The organism is Massilia sp. BHUDP2, from assembly GCF_046236355.1.
In the GTDB taxonomy this organism is placed as follows: domain Bacteria; phylum Pseudomonadota; class Gammaproteobacteria; order Burkholderiales; family Burkholderiaceae_D; genus Telluria; species Telluria varians.
Genome location: NZ_JBJUVW010000001.1, coordinates 485,264 through 498,286, shown reverse-complemented (window position 1 = coordinate 498,286; position 13,023 = coordinate 485,264). Strand labels below are relative to the sequence as shown.

Here is a 13,023-nt window from a genome sequence, read left to right as displayed (position 1 = left end):
GCCCATTATGGCCCACCGCTTGCGCGGCGGCTTGAATTAACCCCGCGGGTGGTGCTGGGCATGCAGGTGCTTGAGGCGCTCGCGCGCAACATGCGTATAGATCTGTGTGGTCGAAATGTCGGCGTGGCCCAGCAGCAGCTGCACCACACGCAAGTCGGCGCCATGGTTCAACAAATGGGTGGCGAAGGCGTGGCGCAGGGTGTGCGGCGACAGCGGTCCCCCAATGCCGGCCTTTTGCGCATGCTTCTTGATCAGGATCCAGAACATCTGGCGCGTCATCGCCCCGCCGCGGCCGGTGACGAACAAGGCGTCGTCGACCTGCCCGTTCAGGATGATGCCGCGCGCATCCCGCAAGTAGCGCTCCAGCCAGCTGCGCGCCTCCTGGCCGAAAGGCACCAGGCGGGTCTTGCTGCCCTTGCCGGTGATGCGCAGCACGCCGTCATTCAAGCTGACTTCGACCAGTTTCAGGTCCACCAGTTCCGACACCCGCAGCCCGCTCGCATACATCAGCTCGAGCATGGTGCGTTCGCGCAGGCCCAGCGGCGTGGACACGTCCGGCGCCGCGAGCAGCGCCTCGACCTGGCTTTCGCTCAAGGTGTGGACGAAGCGGGTCGGCTGCTTGGCCGAGGCCATCTTCAGGCAGGGGTCGATCGGGATCTGGTTGCGGCGCAGCGCCAGCCCGTAGAAGCGTTTCAATACCGACAAACGCCGGTTCGCCGAACTGGGGCGCGTGTCGGCGTGGCGTTCGGCGAAATAGGCGGCGATGTCCTCGGGCTGCACGGCAAGCAGGCTGGCGCGCTGCGGCCGCTTGGCTTCCAGCCAGCCGGCAAACAGCTTGAGGTCGCGGCGGTAGGCGTCGAGCGAATTTTTGGCCAGCCCCTGTTCCAGCCAGAGGGTGTCGCAGAACTCGTCGATCAGTCCCAGATCGATTGCTGCTGCCATGGGGATGCGGTGGCGCCTTCGTGGCGCAGCAGCCAGCGCTTGACGGACAGGTGGAAGCCGTTCTCGTCGTCCTGGTTCGAAAAGCCCCCCAGGCCGCCGGATGCGGTGACGCGGTGGCAGGGAACGATGAGCGGAAACCAGTTGGCGCCACAGGCCTGGCCGACCGCGCGCGGGGCCGAGCCGATCGTCTTGGCCAGCTGGCCATAGGTCTTGACGCTGCCGCGCGGGATTGCAGAGATTTCGGACCAGACGCGGCGCTGGAACTCGGTGCCGGCCTCGAACAGCGGCAGGTCGAAGCGGAAGTCGGGGTCTTGCAGGTAGTGCGCCACCTGGACGGCGGCGGCATCGGCCACCTGATTATCGGCGGCTTTTTCCTGGAACGAAGGCTGCAGATAGACCAGTTCGCGGACACGTCCGTCAGTGGTGCGGATCCCGATGGCGCCGAACGGCGCCGGGACGATGGCGTTGAACAAGGTGCTTGCCTGGTCGGTCTTCATTCCAGCATCTTAACCGCTGGGATGGCGCCCGGCCACCCCCAGCCAGACTTCCGGCGAAAAAAAAGCGCACCCTGAGGTGCGCTCCAATTCGGGTCACGTCCCCGGCCGTTTAGCAGTGCTAACGGCTTCTGTAAAACGTGTGTCTCCTCGATTGTTCTCCGGTATGGATTACCGTGATTTTCTCTATGCTCCCCAAAACCGTGTGTGTTCTGTTCGCGTACGCACCATGTGGGTGCGAAGAGGCCCCATCATAACGCAAGCTTTTCGTGCAAACGTATCTTTTTGGCCACATTACCAAAAATTATTTTTAGATATGAAGAAAACGCATGAGCGTTCGCAAGGCCTGTCATGCAGCTGTCATAAGACGCTCTGGTCCAGCCTTATTTGGCGACCTCGCGCTGGATCGCCTGCACCACATCCTTGCCGATGCGCGCTTCCATCTGGGTGTACACCGGCTGCATGGCGCGCCGCCATTCGGCCTGCTGCTGCGAGCTGAGCGTATGGATGGTGGTGGTGCCGGCGCGCCGGATCGATTCCAGGGCCGCGTCGTTGGTACGCTGGGCAATGGTCTTCTCGTAGGCGGTGGCTTCCGTCATCGCCTTTTCCAGCGTCTTGCGGATCCCGCCCGGCAGGCCGTCCCAGAACTTCTTGTTGACGATGACGGCGTAACCCAGGTAGCCGTGGTTCGACACCGTCAGGTGCTTCTGCGACTCGTGCATGCGCTGGGTGTACATGTTCGAAGGCGTGTTCTCGGTGCCTTCCACCACGCCGTCGCGCAGGGCCGGCGTGGTTTCCGAAAACGCCAGCGCCAGCGGCTGGGCGCCCAGCGAACGCATCTGGACATCCAGCACCTTGGAGGCCTGGATGCGCATGCGCAGGCCGCGGAAATCGGATGGCGCCAGCAGCGGCTTGTTGGCCGACATCACCTTGAAACCATTGTCCCAGTAGGCCAGGCCGGTGATGCCCTTCGACTCGAGTTTACGCAGCAGGCCGCGCCCGATGCGCCCCTCCGTCACCGCATACAGCGCCTGCTTGGACGGGAAGATATACGGCAGGTCGAAGGCTTCGAATTCCTTCACGCCCAGCGGCGAGAACTTGGCCAGCGAGGGCGCCAGCATCTGCACCGCGCCCAGCTGCAGGGCTTCGAGCTCCTCGCGGTCCTTGTAGAGCTGGCTGTTCGGGTAGACTTGCACCTTCACCCGGCCGTTGGTCATCTGCTCGGCCAGGACCTTGAAGCGCTCGGCGGCGCGCCCTTTCGGCGTGTCCGGCGCGACCACGTGGCTGAACTTGATGATGATCGGCGCCTGCGCCCAGGCGGCATTGCCCGTGACGGCGAGCAGTGCGGCGGCGAGGAATCGGATCTGCGGGGCGGCGGTACGGTTCATCCTGGTCGGGAACGGGAATATGATGGGTGGGACCAGTCTGCGCGGCAGGCTTGCGGCGCGCCATCGTGGACTTCCACAATAGCCCGACAGTGTAACGAAGTACGGAGCATTAATGAAATTTCCCTTCACCCAGCAGCCGGACGCGCAGCGTGCGCGCTCCTGGCGCTGGCTGGTGCCGGTCCTGCTGGTGCTGCTGTTCCTGGCGGTGCTGATCTGGCTGCCTTGGCAGGCGCGCCAGATGGAGCAGACCGAACGCCAGGAACAGCTGATCGCGGACACGCTCTGGGTCGAGCAGACCCTGCGCTTCGAGCTGGCGCGCAGCGAGGAAGCGCTGGCGGGGCTGGGCGCCGACCTGGTGTCGCGGCCGCCGCAGCAACAGATCACCCCGCAGGCGCTGCAGGCGCGCTTTCGCCAGATGTTCGAGAACGGCCCCGAACTGGTGCGCATCGTCTGGTATGACGCCGATGGCAAGGTGATGGCCAGCCACGGCCTGGAACCGCCTGCCGTCCTGCCCGCGCCGACCCGGCTGGCGGCCGAGGTGGCCGGCGCGACCAGGCGCGGCCGCTACAGCGAACCCTACGGCGCCAGCGACGCCACGCCGGGCGTGCTCGACTTCTACCTGCCGCTGTACGCCGGCGGCAAGCCGGCCGGCAGCCTGGTCGCCACCTATAGCTTGCAGACCCTGCTCGACGAAACGGTGCCCTGGTGGTTCGCGCAGGACAACGCCCTGACCCTGCTCGACCGCGAGGACGACCCGGTGGCGCGGCGCGCCGCCGGCGGCCCGGGACGGGGGGTATATACGCACCGGCGCGAGCTCGACCTGCCGGGCGCGCTGGTGGTGCTGTCCACCGACAGCGTCAAGCGCGCGCCCCAGCTGCTGCCGAACCTGCTGGTCGGATCGGTCATCGTGCTGGCCCTGGGCCTGGTGCTGAGCCTGGGCTCGCTGTGGCGCCACATCTCGCGCACGCTGGCGGCGGAGCGGGCCCTGCGCCAGCAGATGGCCTTCCGCACCGCAATGGAAAACTCCCTGATCACCGGTCTGCGCGCGCGCGACCTGGAAGGACGCGTCACCTATGTGAACCGGGCCTTCTGCGAGATCGTCGGCCTGCCGGCCGAAGACCTGGTCGGCAAGAAGCCGCCCATGCCCTACTGGGCGCCGGAAGTCATGGCCGAGTATGAGGAGCGCTTCGCCGGCGTCCTGTCGGGCAACATCACGCCCCAGTTCGAAACCGTGTTCCAGCGCCCGGACGGCGTGCGCGTGCCGGTGCTGGTCTACGAGGCGCCGCTGGTGGATGCCGACGGCCGCCAGACCGGCTGGATGAGTTCGATCCAGGACATTACCGACCGCAAGCGCGCCGAAGAACTCAACCGCCAGCAGCAGGAAAAGCTGGAAAACAGCGCGCGCCTGGCTACCATGGGCGAGATGTCCTCGATGCTGGCGCACGAGCTGAACCAGCCGCTGGCGGCGATTTCCAGCTACACGGCCGGCGCCCTCAACGTGCTGGAGCGCACCGGCAAGGCGGGCGAACCGGTGAATGCCGGCATGCTGCGGCATGCGCTGGAGCAGGCGCGCCAGCAGGCGCAGCGCGCCGGCCAGATCATCCGCAGCGTGCACGAGTTCGTGAAAAAGCGCGAGCCGCGCCGCGAGCCGGTCACCATCCCCGGCGTGGTCGAGGGTGTGCGCGCCCTGATCGAGCTGCAGGCGCGCCAGGCCGGCGTCGTCCTGCGCGTCGAGCTGCCGCCGCAATTGCCGAAGGTGGAAGCCGACCGCGTGATGCTGGAACAGGTGCTGCTCAACCTCACCCGCAACGCGATCGAGGCGATGGTCGACACCCGGCTCGACCAGCGCGTGCTGCGCATCGGCGCTGCCCACGCCGACGGCATGGTGTCGGTGTCGGTGATCGACCGTGGCCACGGCATCGCGCCGGAAGTGGCGGCCGGGCTGTTCTCGCCCTTCTACTCGACCAAGGCGGAAGGGATGGGCATGGGCCTGTCGATCTGCCGCACCGCGATCGAGTTCCACGGCGGCACGCTGACCCATGCGCCAAACCCGGGCGGCGGCACCATCTTCACGTTCTCGCTGCCGGCGCAAGCGGCGAGCGGGGCGCTGGGCTAAAATCCGGGTGCGGCCCTTGCCGCAGATGATCAAGAATACCGAGGACGGAGACCCACCACATGCTGCACATCGTCGACGATGAAGACGTCATCCGCGACGCGCTCGCCTGGCTGGCGCAATCGCGCGGCCTGGAGGCGCGCGGCTACGCCAGCGGCGAAGCATTCCTCGCCGCCGTCGGCGCGTCCGTCCCCGGCGCCGACGGCGCGCAGGGCGACTGCGTGCTGCTGGACGTGCGCATGCCCGGCATGAACGGCATCGCCGTTTTTGACCAGTTGGTAAAAAATGGCCTGAGCGCGCGCTTGCCCGTGATCTTCCTGACCGGCCACGGCGACGTGCCGATGGCGGTCGACTCGCTCAAGCGCGGCGCCTTCGATTTCTTCGAAAAACCCTTCAACGACAACGTGCTGATGGACCGCGTCGAGGAGGCGCTGGTCGCCTCGCGCAAGGCGCTCGATGCCGCCGCGGTGCAGGCGCGCCTGGCGACCCTGTCGGCGCGCGAGCGCGAAGTGCTGGACCTGATCCTGGCCGGCATGATGAACAAGGTGGTGGCCGACAAGCTCGGGATCAGCATGCGCACGGTGGAGGTGCACCGGGCCCACATCTTCGACAAGATGCAGGTCAAGACCGCGGTCGAGCTGGCCGGCTTGCTGAAGTAAAACGCCACCTTGGAACTTCCTGAAACGCCCTCAATTGCTCTTCGTTCTCCTTCTTTTTCGCGCGGCAAGCGTCCCTGCGGTTTGAAGGAAGCCTTGTAAAATGAACCGGAACGCGACACGGCCGCTGCATTCTGTGGCGATCGCGGAGCTATTGCATTTAGGAATTCTCATGAACGAAAAAACAGTTGCAGACAAGATGTTCCTGAGGACGGCGAAATCGATGCTGATCCTTAACGGACAAGCCAATCCCGGCGTGGCGGCGCAGATGCCTCAGCAGCTCGTCAAGGAAGGCGACGGTCCCTTCGACGTGATCCTGATGTTTGCGCTCAACCGCAAGGAGCTCGAGCAGTACCTGCCGATCGCCAAGGAACGCCTGGGCGAAAAGGGTTCCTTGTGGATCGCCTACCTCAAGCAGACCGCCTCCAAGGCCACCGACATCAATCGCGATTCGATCAATGCCTATGCCAAGGAAAACGGCATCACCGCGGTGGCGATGATCTCGATCGACGGCGACTGGTCCGGCCTACGCCTCAAGCGCATCGAGTAAAGCGCCATGCCGTGCGAGCGCCCAGAGGACATGCTCGCGCACCAGGCTTGAAGGATGGCAGGCGCGTGCCCGCAAGGCCGCCACGATCGCCGCATCGCCCTTGCCGGCCGCGCTGGCGGCGGCATTGCCCAGCCCCACCGCCAGGTTGCGCAGCCAGCGCTCGTGGCCGATACGCCGGATCGGACTGCCTTCCATCCGGCGGTTGAATTCCTCCTCTTCCCACCCGAACAGGTCGACCATGCCGGCGTCGCCCAGGCCATTTCTCTCGTCGAAGTCGGGTAGCGAGGCGCGCTGCGCGAACTTGTTCCACGGGCAGGCCAGCTGGCAGTCGTCGCAGCCGTAGATGCGGTTGCCGATCAGGGGGCGCAAGTCTTCCGGGATGGCGCCCTTGAGCTCGATGGTCAGGTAGGAAATGCAGCGCCGCGCGTCCAGCCGGCCGGGGCCCAGGATGGCCTGGGTCGGGCAGACCTCGATGCAGGCCTGGCAGCCGCCGCAGTGGGCGCCGGTGGGCGGATCGACGGGCAGCGGCAGGTCGACCAGGATTTCGCCGATGAAGAAGGTGGAGCCGGCCGCGCGCGACAGCAGCAGCGTGTGCTTGCCGCGCCAGCCCAGGCCGGCTTTTTCCGCAAGCGGCAGTTCCATCACCGGCGCCGAATCGGTGAATACGCGGTAGCCCAGCTCACCGACGGCCGCCTTGACCTTCTCGGCCAGGGCCTGCAGGCGGTTGCGCAGCACCTTGTGGTAGTCGCGGCCGCGCGCATACACCGAGACCACGGCGGCGCCGGGTTCCAGCTGGCGTGCGTGTTCCTCACGACGCCAGTCTTCTCCGCGCGACATCGGCAGGTAATCCATGCGCGCGACGATGGCGCGCACCGTTCCCGGCACCAGCTCGCTTGGCCGCGCACGCTTCATGCCGTGGCTTGCCATATAATCCATCTCGCCATGGCAGCCGGCGTCGAGCCAGGCCTGCAAGCCGGCTTCCGCATGCGCCAGGTCGACGTCCGCGATGCGCACGTCGGCAAAACCGAGTTCCGCGCCCCATGTCTTGATGGTGCGTGCGAGCTCGTACAGGTCGGGTGGGGATGTCAGCATGGCGGGATGAACAACATGGCGACAGCGGTCGCTTAACACGCTATTTTATTCGATGCAGCCTTTCAAAGCCTACTTGCCCGACGAATCCGCGACCGCCGCATTGGGTGCGGCGCTGGCGCGCGCGCTCCAGCCCGGCCTGGTGATCTACCTGCACGGCGACCTCGGCGCAGGCAAGACGGCGCTCACCCGCGCCCTGATCCAGGCGGCCGGGCACAAGGGCACGGTCAAGAGCCCGACCTACACGCTGTCCGAGCCCTACCGCGTGCAGGTCGATGGCCAGGATATCAACATCATCCACTACGACCTGTACCGGATGTCGAGTCCCGAGGAATTCCTGGACGCGGGCTTCCGCGAAGACTTCGACGGCAGGAATATCTGCATCGTCGAATGGCCCGAAAAAGGCGAGCCGGTGTTGCCCTCACCCGACGTTCGAATCTTGCTTGACGTCAGCGGTCTCGGCCGTGAGGTAGAATTGCAGCCGTTGACTCAACCAGGCCTGCTATGTCTCGACCGCCTCGCCTACCCTCCGCCGACTCCCTGATTCCTGGTTCGCCGCGCCGCCGCACCCTGCTCAAGGCCGGCGGCACGCTGCTGCTTTCCGTGATCGCCCCGCTGCCGGCCAGCGCCGCGCAGATCCTGGCCGTCCGTGTCTGGCCCGCGCCCGACTACACGCGCGTGACGCTGGAAAACGACAGCAACCTCAAGACCGAGCACTTCCTCCTGTCCGACCCGCCGCGCATGGTGGTGGACATCGACGGGCTGGGCCTGAACAGCACCCTGAAGAGCCTGGTCGCCAAGATCGAATCGAACGACCCCTACATCAAGCAGGTAAGGGTCGGCCAGAACCGTCCGAACGTGGTGCGCCTGGTGTTCGACCTGAAGGAAGAGATCAAGCCGGAGGTGTTTACGCTGGCGCCGGTGGCCGGCTACCAGCACCGTCTGATCTTCGACCTCTATCCGACCAAGCCGGTCGATCCGATCGCCGCGCTGATCGAAAAGGGCGACTGGTTCAGCGAGGCGCCGACCTCGGCGGCTGCCGGCAGCGCCAATCCGGCCTCGCCCCTGCCGGCCACGCCGCCGGCCCAGACCGGCGCCGCTCCGGAAGCCATCGCCAAGCTGGAATCCGAGATGTCGGCCCTGGACGGCACCCCGCCGCCGCAGCCGGTACAGCCGACGCCGTCGAAGGCCGGCGCCAAGGCTGCGCCGCCGAAGGTGGTGCGCATGGTCACCATCGCGCTCGACCCGGGCCACGGCGGCGAAGACCCCGGAGCGATCGGCGCCAACGGCAGCCGCGAGAAGGACATCGTGCTGGCCGTGGCCAAGCGCCTCAAGGCCAAGCTCGAGCAGCTGCCGAATACCCGCGTCATGCTCACCCGCGACGGCGACTACTTCGTGCCGCTCGGCCAGCGCGTGCAGAAGGCGCGCAAGGTGCAGGCCGACCTGTTCGTGTCGATCCACGCGGACGCCTGGATCTCGCCGACCGCGCGCGGCTCCTCGGTGTTCGTGCTGTCCGAAAAGGGCGCCAGCTCGAGCGCGGCGCGCTGGCTGGCAAACGACCAGAACAAGGCCGACCTGGTCGGCGGCGCCAACTTCGCGGTGCAGGACAAGCAGATCGCGAGCGTGCTGTTCGACCTGTCGACCACGGCACAGATCAACGACAGCCTCAAGCTCGGCAAGGCCGTCCTGAGCGAAATCGGCGGCATCAACCGCCTGCACAAGGCCTCGGTCGAACAGGCCGGCTTCGCAGTGCTGAAAGCGCCTGACATCCCGTCGATTCTGGTGGAAACTGCATTCATCTCGAACCCGCAGGAAGAAGCCAAGCTGCGCGACGAAGGCTACCAGAACCAGCTGGCCGAGGCCATCACCAATGGCATCAAGCGCTATTTCGCCGACAACCCGCCAATGGCCAAGAGCCGCCAGACCTGACCCTTTTCGACCATGACCCTCGCCACCCATACCACCTACGGGCAGCTGCCCGCGATCCGGATCCAGGCGCCGGACGGCGCCGAAGCCACCATCACCCTGTACGGCGCCCACCTGGTTTCCTGGAAGGGCGCGGACGGCCGGGAACGCATGTTCATGAGCGAGAAATCGGTGCTCGACGGCAGCAAGGCGATCCGCGGCGGCGTGCCGGTGATCTTTCCGCAATTTGCCGAACGCGGCAAGGGCATGCGCCACGGCTTTGCCCGCGTGAGCAACTGGCGCCTGGAAGACAGCGGCCTGGAAGATGATGCAGCCTGGGCCAGCTTCGACCTGGCGGCGGGCGACCTGCCGACCACCCTGGCCGACGCCTGGCCGCACACCTTCGCCCTGTGCCTGCGCGTGGCGCTGCGCGCCAACCAACTGGACATGACGCTCACCGTGCGCAACCTGGGCGCCGCGCCCTTCCCCTTCGCGGCGGCGCTGCATACCTACCACCTGGTGCCGGACGTGTGCGAGGTGCGCATCGAGGGCATCTCCTCGGACGAGATCTCGATCATCGACAAGCTCGACGAGGTCTATCCGCACGTGGCGGGGCGCGCCCAGCTGGCCACCAGCGCGGGAACGCTGGTGCTGGAACAGAGCGGCTTTACCGATGCGGTGGTGTGGAACCCGGGCGCGGTGGATGCGGCGGCGCTGCCCGACATGGAGAACGGCGAGTACAAGCGCTTCGTGTGCATCGAGCCGGCCGTGCTCGATCCGGTGACGCTGGATGCGGGGCAGTCCTGGACCGGAACCTACCGCGTCAGCTGAAACGATGAAGCCCAGGTCTGGGGGTCAGGTCTGACTTTCGGACACGGACTGAGCAATACAATCACGCAATGCTCGAGTTCGTGTCCAAATGTCAGACCTGACCCTCATGTAAGCCGGGCAGTGCCCGGCTTTTTTTAGTTCGACTCCTTGATCATCCTGCCATTGCTCTGCTGGATCGGCCGCGCATTGAGCGGATACAGGCGCGAGAACAGCGCCATCTGCGCCGGCGAGGCCTGCATGGTCTGCTTCATCACGATCCACAGCACGTCCTCGGTGCACGGCGGTTCGGTGAGCGAGCCCATATAGGTGAAGTACTCGCGCTTTTCCGGCAGCGCCTCGCTCGGGTCGATCAGGATCGAGGGCGACACGGTCTGGTGCTTTTCCAGCGGCAGGTTGTTCCACACCGTCTGGATCAGGGAATTGGCCTTGCCGCGCTCGAGCAGCACGGCCAGCACCAGCAGCTTGCCTTCGTAGCTGCGGTGCACCAGGTGGATCACCATCTCGGTGCCCTTGCCGTTGATGCGCTCTTCCGACGGGCGGTGGAAGTGGAACTGCTGCAGCTCGTAGGCCATGTTGCCGACCGTGAGGAAGTTGCCGCCGCCGACCGTCACCTGGATGGTGTGGCCGTTGTCGATCTCGCTGAACGAGCTCGGACGGTAGTCGAAAGCGATCTGCTCGAGGTCGACCTTGATGCCGTCGCGCAGGTCGATCGGCGACTGGCGCTTGCCGGTATTGCACTGGGCCCAGTTCGAGTTGATGTTCGACCAGTTGGCCGGACCGTACTCGCCTTCGTAGCTCCAGTGGGTGCCGTTCTTCGGCTTGTTGGCGGCGGCGATCGCGGCTTCGGCTTCCTTGCGGCGCTTGGCCTCGGCCGCTTTTCTCGCCCTGGCGGCCGCGGCGGCGCGGGCCGCCTGCTGCTCGCGCAGCTGGGCCAGGCGCTCGGCGATGCGCACCGAGAGGTCGACTTCCGACTGTTCTTCGTCGGCGGCTGGTGCCGGCGCCGGGCGGGCTGCCGCGGCGCTGCGGGCGTCGGCGGCGGCGGCCAGGGCCTTCATGTCCGGCTTGACCGAGCTTGGCACGGGCTTGCCTTCGAGGATGGCCTTGACGGTGGCCGTCTTGCCATCGGTGGGCTTGGGAGCGGGGTCGCTCGCGCTTGCGGAAGCCATGACAAGGCTGCAAGCCAACAGGGCGATGAGGTGGCGCATGAGAATCCAGGGAGTGTCTGTCCTCATGCTTATCGGCAATAAGCACGGCAAACTTGAGTGCGCTGGAACAAGAACGCCCCGAAAAATCGGGGCGCTGTCAGGATGGCAAGGCGTCGACCTTACCGGCTCAGCATGTTGCGGCCGAATTTATACAGGCCGCCGATCGCCAGCGGCACCATCGCCGCCGAGATGCCGACCAGCACGATTTCGGTCAGGTGCTCCTTGACCACCGGGACATTGCCGAACAGGTAGCCGGCAGTGACCAGGCTGCCCACCCACAGCACCGCCCCGGTCACGTTGAACAGCTGGAAGCGGGCCAGCGTCATCTCGGAGACGCCGGCCACCAGGGGCGCGAAGCTGCGCACCACCGGCACGAAGCGCGCCACGATGATGGTCTTGCCGCCATGCTTCTCGAAGAAATCGTGGGTGCGGCGCAGCGCATCCTTGTTGATCCAGCGGTAGTTGTGCGTAAACACGCGCTGGCCGATGGCCCGCCCGACGTAGTAGTTCACGGTATTGCCGGTCACCGCGGCCACGATCAGGAGCGTCATCAGGAGCGCGAAGTTCATCTGGCCGGTGGCGCAGAAGGCGCCCGCGATGAACAGCAGGGTGTCGCCGGGGAGGAAGAAGAACAGGACCAGTCCGGTTTCGCAAAACACGATCGCGAACAGCACGATGTAAACATAGGTTCCGTACTGGGCCAGGAGCGCGCCCAGCGTCCTGTCGACATGCAGGAGCATGTCGAATAACTGCATCAGATCCATCATCTTCCTAGAGGTTAGCCGCGCATCATACCACCAGTTACCATCCCGGCATGCGAGACCATCCGGACGGCTTTACCTTCCGACCACATTCCCGCACAATCGCCGGGATAAGCAATCGATAACACACCTGGAGACTGCATGACCGCTTCGTTCAAGGCATCACGCCTGGCCCTCGCCGCCCTGGCCCTGCTGGCCGCCGGCAGCGCCGCCGCCGCCCCTGCCAAGCCAGAAAAGGAACTGCCGCCAAAACCCTCGCTGGCCGACGTGGTCAAGGCCTCCAAGCCGGCCGACTGGCGCGCGCTGGACCCGGAAAACACGCTGTACATGGACCTGCCGACCGGCCGCGTGGTCATCGAACTGGCTCCGAGCTTCGCACCGAATACCGCCGCCAACATCCGCGCCCTGGTGCGCGAAAAGTACTTCGACGACCTGTTCATCATCCGCTCGCAGGACGGCTTCGTGGTGCAGTGGGGCGACCCGGACGAGGAGAACCCGAAGCCGTTCAAGGCTGCCAAGACCATCAAGGCCGAGTTCACCGCGCCGATCAAGTCGGCCGGCAGCTTCACCCGGCTGAAGGACGGCGACGTCTATGCCCCGCAGGTCGGCCACGTGAACGGCTTCCCGGCCGCGCGCGACCCAGGCAGCGGCCAGACCTGGCTGGTGCACTGCCCCGCGATGATCGGCGTGGCGCGCGACACCGGTTCCGATACCGGCAACGGCTCGCAGCTGTACGTCGTCACCGGCCACGCGCCGCGCCACCTCGACCGCAACATCACCGTGGTGGGCCGGGTCGTGCACGGCATGCCGCTGCTCTCCAGCCAGCCGCGCGGCACCGGGGCTGCCGGCTTCTACGAGAAGCCCGAGCAGCGCATGCCGCTCAAGCGGGTAGCCATGGCGGCCGACGTGCCGGAAGCCGAGCGCAGCAAGCTGGAGGTGATGCGCACCGACAGCGCCACCTACCAGGCCGTGGTCGAGGCGCAGCGCAACCGCGGCGGCCCGTGGACCAAGGTCGCGGCCGGCAAGATCGACCTGTGCAACGCGCCGATTCCGGTGCGGGAGCAGAAGTAGGCGGGATATAATTTGGCG

General features: G+C 66.0%; 13 protein-coding genes. 7 read left to right on the top strand and 6 right to left on the bottom strand.

Annotated elements, in window-relative coordinates; all coding sequences use genetic code 11:
- Window positions 1-36: 36 nt before the first annotated feature.
- The 3 genes from xerD to ACK6C6_RS02195 form a co-directional block, all read right to left on the bottom strand.
- Window positions 37-942 carry a site-specific tyrosine recombinase XerD gene (gene xerD / locus ACK6C6_RS02205; RefSeq protein ID WP_409265652.1) on the bottom strand — a complete coding sequence of 302 codons (906 nt, stop codon included), beginning with the start codon at window positions 940-942 and terminating at the stop codon, window positions 37-39.
- Window positions 915-1,439: a methylated-DNA--[protein]-cysteine S-methyltransferase gene (locus ACK6C6_RS02200; protein WP_409265650.1), complete on the bottom strand. Its 525-nt coding sequence runs from the start codon at window positions 1,437-1,439 to the stop codon at window positions 915-917. Before ACK6C6_RS02200 ends, xerD begins: the two co-directional genes overlap by 28 nt.
- Window positions 1,440-1,819: 380 nt before the next feature.
- On the bottom strand, window positions 1,820-2,824 hold the full coding sequence (locus ACK6C6_RS02195; protein WP_409265649.1) for a TRAP transporter substrate-binding protein: 1,005 nt from the start codon (window positions 2,822-2,824) through the stop codon (window positions 1,820-1,822).
- A gap of 112 nt (window positions 2,825-2,936) precedes the next feature.
- On the opposite strand from ACK6C6_RS02195, the gene ACK6C6_RS02190 reads away from it, so the two are divergent.
- The 3 genes from ACK6C6_RS02190 (at window position 2,937) to ACK6C6_RS02180 (ending at window position 6,143) form a co-directional block, all read left to right on the top strand.
- Window positions 2,937-4,940: a PAS domain S-box protein gene (locus ACK6C6_RS02190; protein WP_409265647.1), complete on the top strand. Its 2,004-nt coding sequence runs from the start codon at window positions 2,937-2,939 to the stop codon at window positions 4,938-4,940.
- Between the two features lie 59 nt (window positions 4,941-4,999).
- Window positions 5,000-5,596, top strand: a complete 597-nt coding sequence (locus ACK6C6_RS02185; protein ID WP_036215196.1) for a response regulator transcription factor — start codon at window positions 5,000-5,002, stop codon at window positions 5,594-5,596.
- A 220-nt stretch (window positions 5,597-5,816) separates the two neighbouring features.
- Window positions 5,817-6,143 carry a DUF3052 family protein gene (locus ACK6C6_RS02180; protein WP_229446002.1) on the top strand — a complete coding sequence of 109 codons (327 nt, stop codon included), beginning with the start codon at window positions 5,817-5,819 and terminating at the stop codon, window positions 6,141-6,143.
- On the opposite strand, the gene queG is transcribed toward ACK6C6_RS02180, so the two are convergent.
- Window positions 6,120-7,235, bottom strand: coding sequence for a tRNA epoxyqueuosine(34) reductase QueG (gene queG / locus ACK6C6_RS02175; protein WP_409265645.1), 1,116 nt, complete (start codon window positions 7,233-7,235; stop codon window positions 6,120-6,122). The genes ACK6C6_RS02180 and queG overlap by 24 nt on opposite strands.
- Window positions 7,236-7,287: 52 nt before the next feature.
- Between queG and tsaE the strand changes: the two genes are divergently transcribed.
- The 3 genes from tsaE to ACK6C6_RS02160 are packed head-to-tail and all read left to right on the top strand — an operon-like array spanning window position 7,288 to window position 9,968.
- Window positions 7,288-7,776, top strand: coding sequence for a tRNA (adenosine(37)-N6)-threonylcarbamoyltransferase complex ATPase subunit type 1 TsaE (gene tsaE, locus ACK6C6_RS02170; RefSeq protein WP_409265643.1), 489 nt, complete (start codon window positions 7,288-7,290; stop codon window positions 7,774-7,776).
- Window positions 7,737-9,161, top strand: a complete 1,425-nt coding sequence (locus ACK6C6_RS02165; RefSeq protein WP_051996935.1) for an N-acetylmuramoyl-L-alanine amidase — start codon at window positions 7,737-7,739, stop codon at window positions 9,159-9,161. The genes tsaE and ACK6C6_RS02165 overlap by 40 nt, the downstream gene beginning before the upstream one ends.
- A gap of 12 nt (window positions 9,162-9,173) precedes the next feature.
- Complete coding sequence (locus ACK6C6_RS02160) at window positions 9,174-9,968, top strand: D-hexose-6-phosphate mutarotase (protein ID WP_409265642.1); 795 nt, start codon at window positions 9,174-9,176, stop codon at window positions 9,966-9,968.
- A 134-nt stretch (window positions 9,969-10,102) separates the two neighbouring features.
- Here ACK6C6_RS02160 and ACK6C6_RS02155 read toward each other — a convergent pair whose 3' ends face one another.
- Window positions 10,103-11,173 carry a carbonic anhydrase gene (locus ACK6C6_RS02155; RefSeq protein WP_409265641.1) on the bottom strand — a complete coding sequence of 357 codons (1,071 nt, stop codon included), beginning with the start codon at window positions 11,171-11,173 and terminating at the stop codon, window positions 10,103-10,105.
- A gap of 119 nt (window positions 11,174-11,292) precedes the next feature.
- Entirely contained in the window at window positions 11,293-11,937 is a 645-nt protein-coding gene (locus ACK6C6_RS02150; protein WP_027866695.1) for a VTT domain-containing protein, read from the bottom strand.
- Window positions 11,938-12,075: 138 nt separating this feature from the next.
- Between ACK6C6_RS02150 and ACK6C6_RS02145 the strand changes: the two genes are divergently transcribed.
- Window positions 12,076-13,005 carry a peptidylprolyl isomerase gene (locus tag ACK6C6_RS02145; protein WP_409265640.1) on the top strand — a complete coding sequence of 310 codons (930 nt, stop codon included), beginning with the start codon at window positions 12,076-12,078 and terminating at the stop codon, window positions 13,003-13,005.
- The last annotated feature ends 18 nt before the right edge of the window (window positions 13,006-13,023 follow it).

Coding starts and splice junctions, on each gene's coding strand:
- xerD (WP_409265652.1), bottom strand. CDS start 942: ATGGCAGCAGCAATCGATCTGGGACTGATCGACGAGTTCTGCGACACC.
- ACK6C6_RS02200 (WP_409265650.1), bottom strand. CDS start 1,439: ATGAAGACCGACCAGGCAAGCACCTTGTTCAACGCCATCGTCCCGGCG.
- ACK6C6_RS02195 (WP_409265649.1), bottom strand. CDS start 2,824: ATGAACCGTACCGCCGCCCCGCAGATCCGATTCCTCGCCGCCGCACTG.
- ACK6C6_RS02190 (WP_409265647.1), top strand. CDS start 2,937: ATGAAATTTCCCTTCACCCAGCAGCCGGACGCGCAGCGTGCGCGCTCC.
- ACK6C6_RS02185 (WP_036215196.1), top strand. CDS start 5,000: ATGCTGCACATCGTCGACGATGAAGACGTCATCCGCGACGCGCTCGCC.
- ACK6C6_RS02180 (WP_229446002.1), top strand. CDS start 5,817: ATGCTGATCCTTAACGGACAAGCCAATCCCGGCGTGGCGGCGCAGATG.
- queG (WP_409265645.1), bottom strand. CDS start 7,235: ATGCTGACATCCCCACCCGACCTGTACGAGCTCGCACGCACCATCAAG.
- tsaE (WP_409265643.1), top strand. CDS start 7,288: ATGCAGCCTTTCAAAGCCTACTTGCCCGACGAATCCGCGACCGCCGCA.
- ACK6C6_RS02165 (WP_051996935.1), top strand. CDS start 7,737: ATGTCTCGACCGCCTCGCCTACCCTCCGCCGACTCCCTGATTCCTGGT.
- ACK6C6_RS02160 (WP_409265642.1), top strand. CDS start 9,174: ATGACCCTCGCCACCCATACCACCTACGGGCAGCTGCCCGCGATCCGG.
- ACK6C6_RS02155 (WP_409265641.1), bottom strand. CDS start 11,173: ATGCGCCACCTCATCGCCCTGTTGGCTTGCAGCCTTGTCATGGCTTCC.
- ACK6C6_RS02150 (WP_027866695.1), bottom strand. CDS start 11,937: ATGGATCTGATGCAGTTATTCGACATGCTCCTGCATGTCGACAGGACG.
- ACK6C6_RS02145 (WP_409265640.1), top strand. CDS start 12,076: ATGACCGCTTCGTTCAAGGCATCACGCCTGGCCCTCGCCGCCCTGGCC.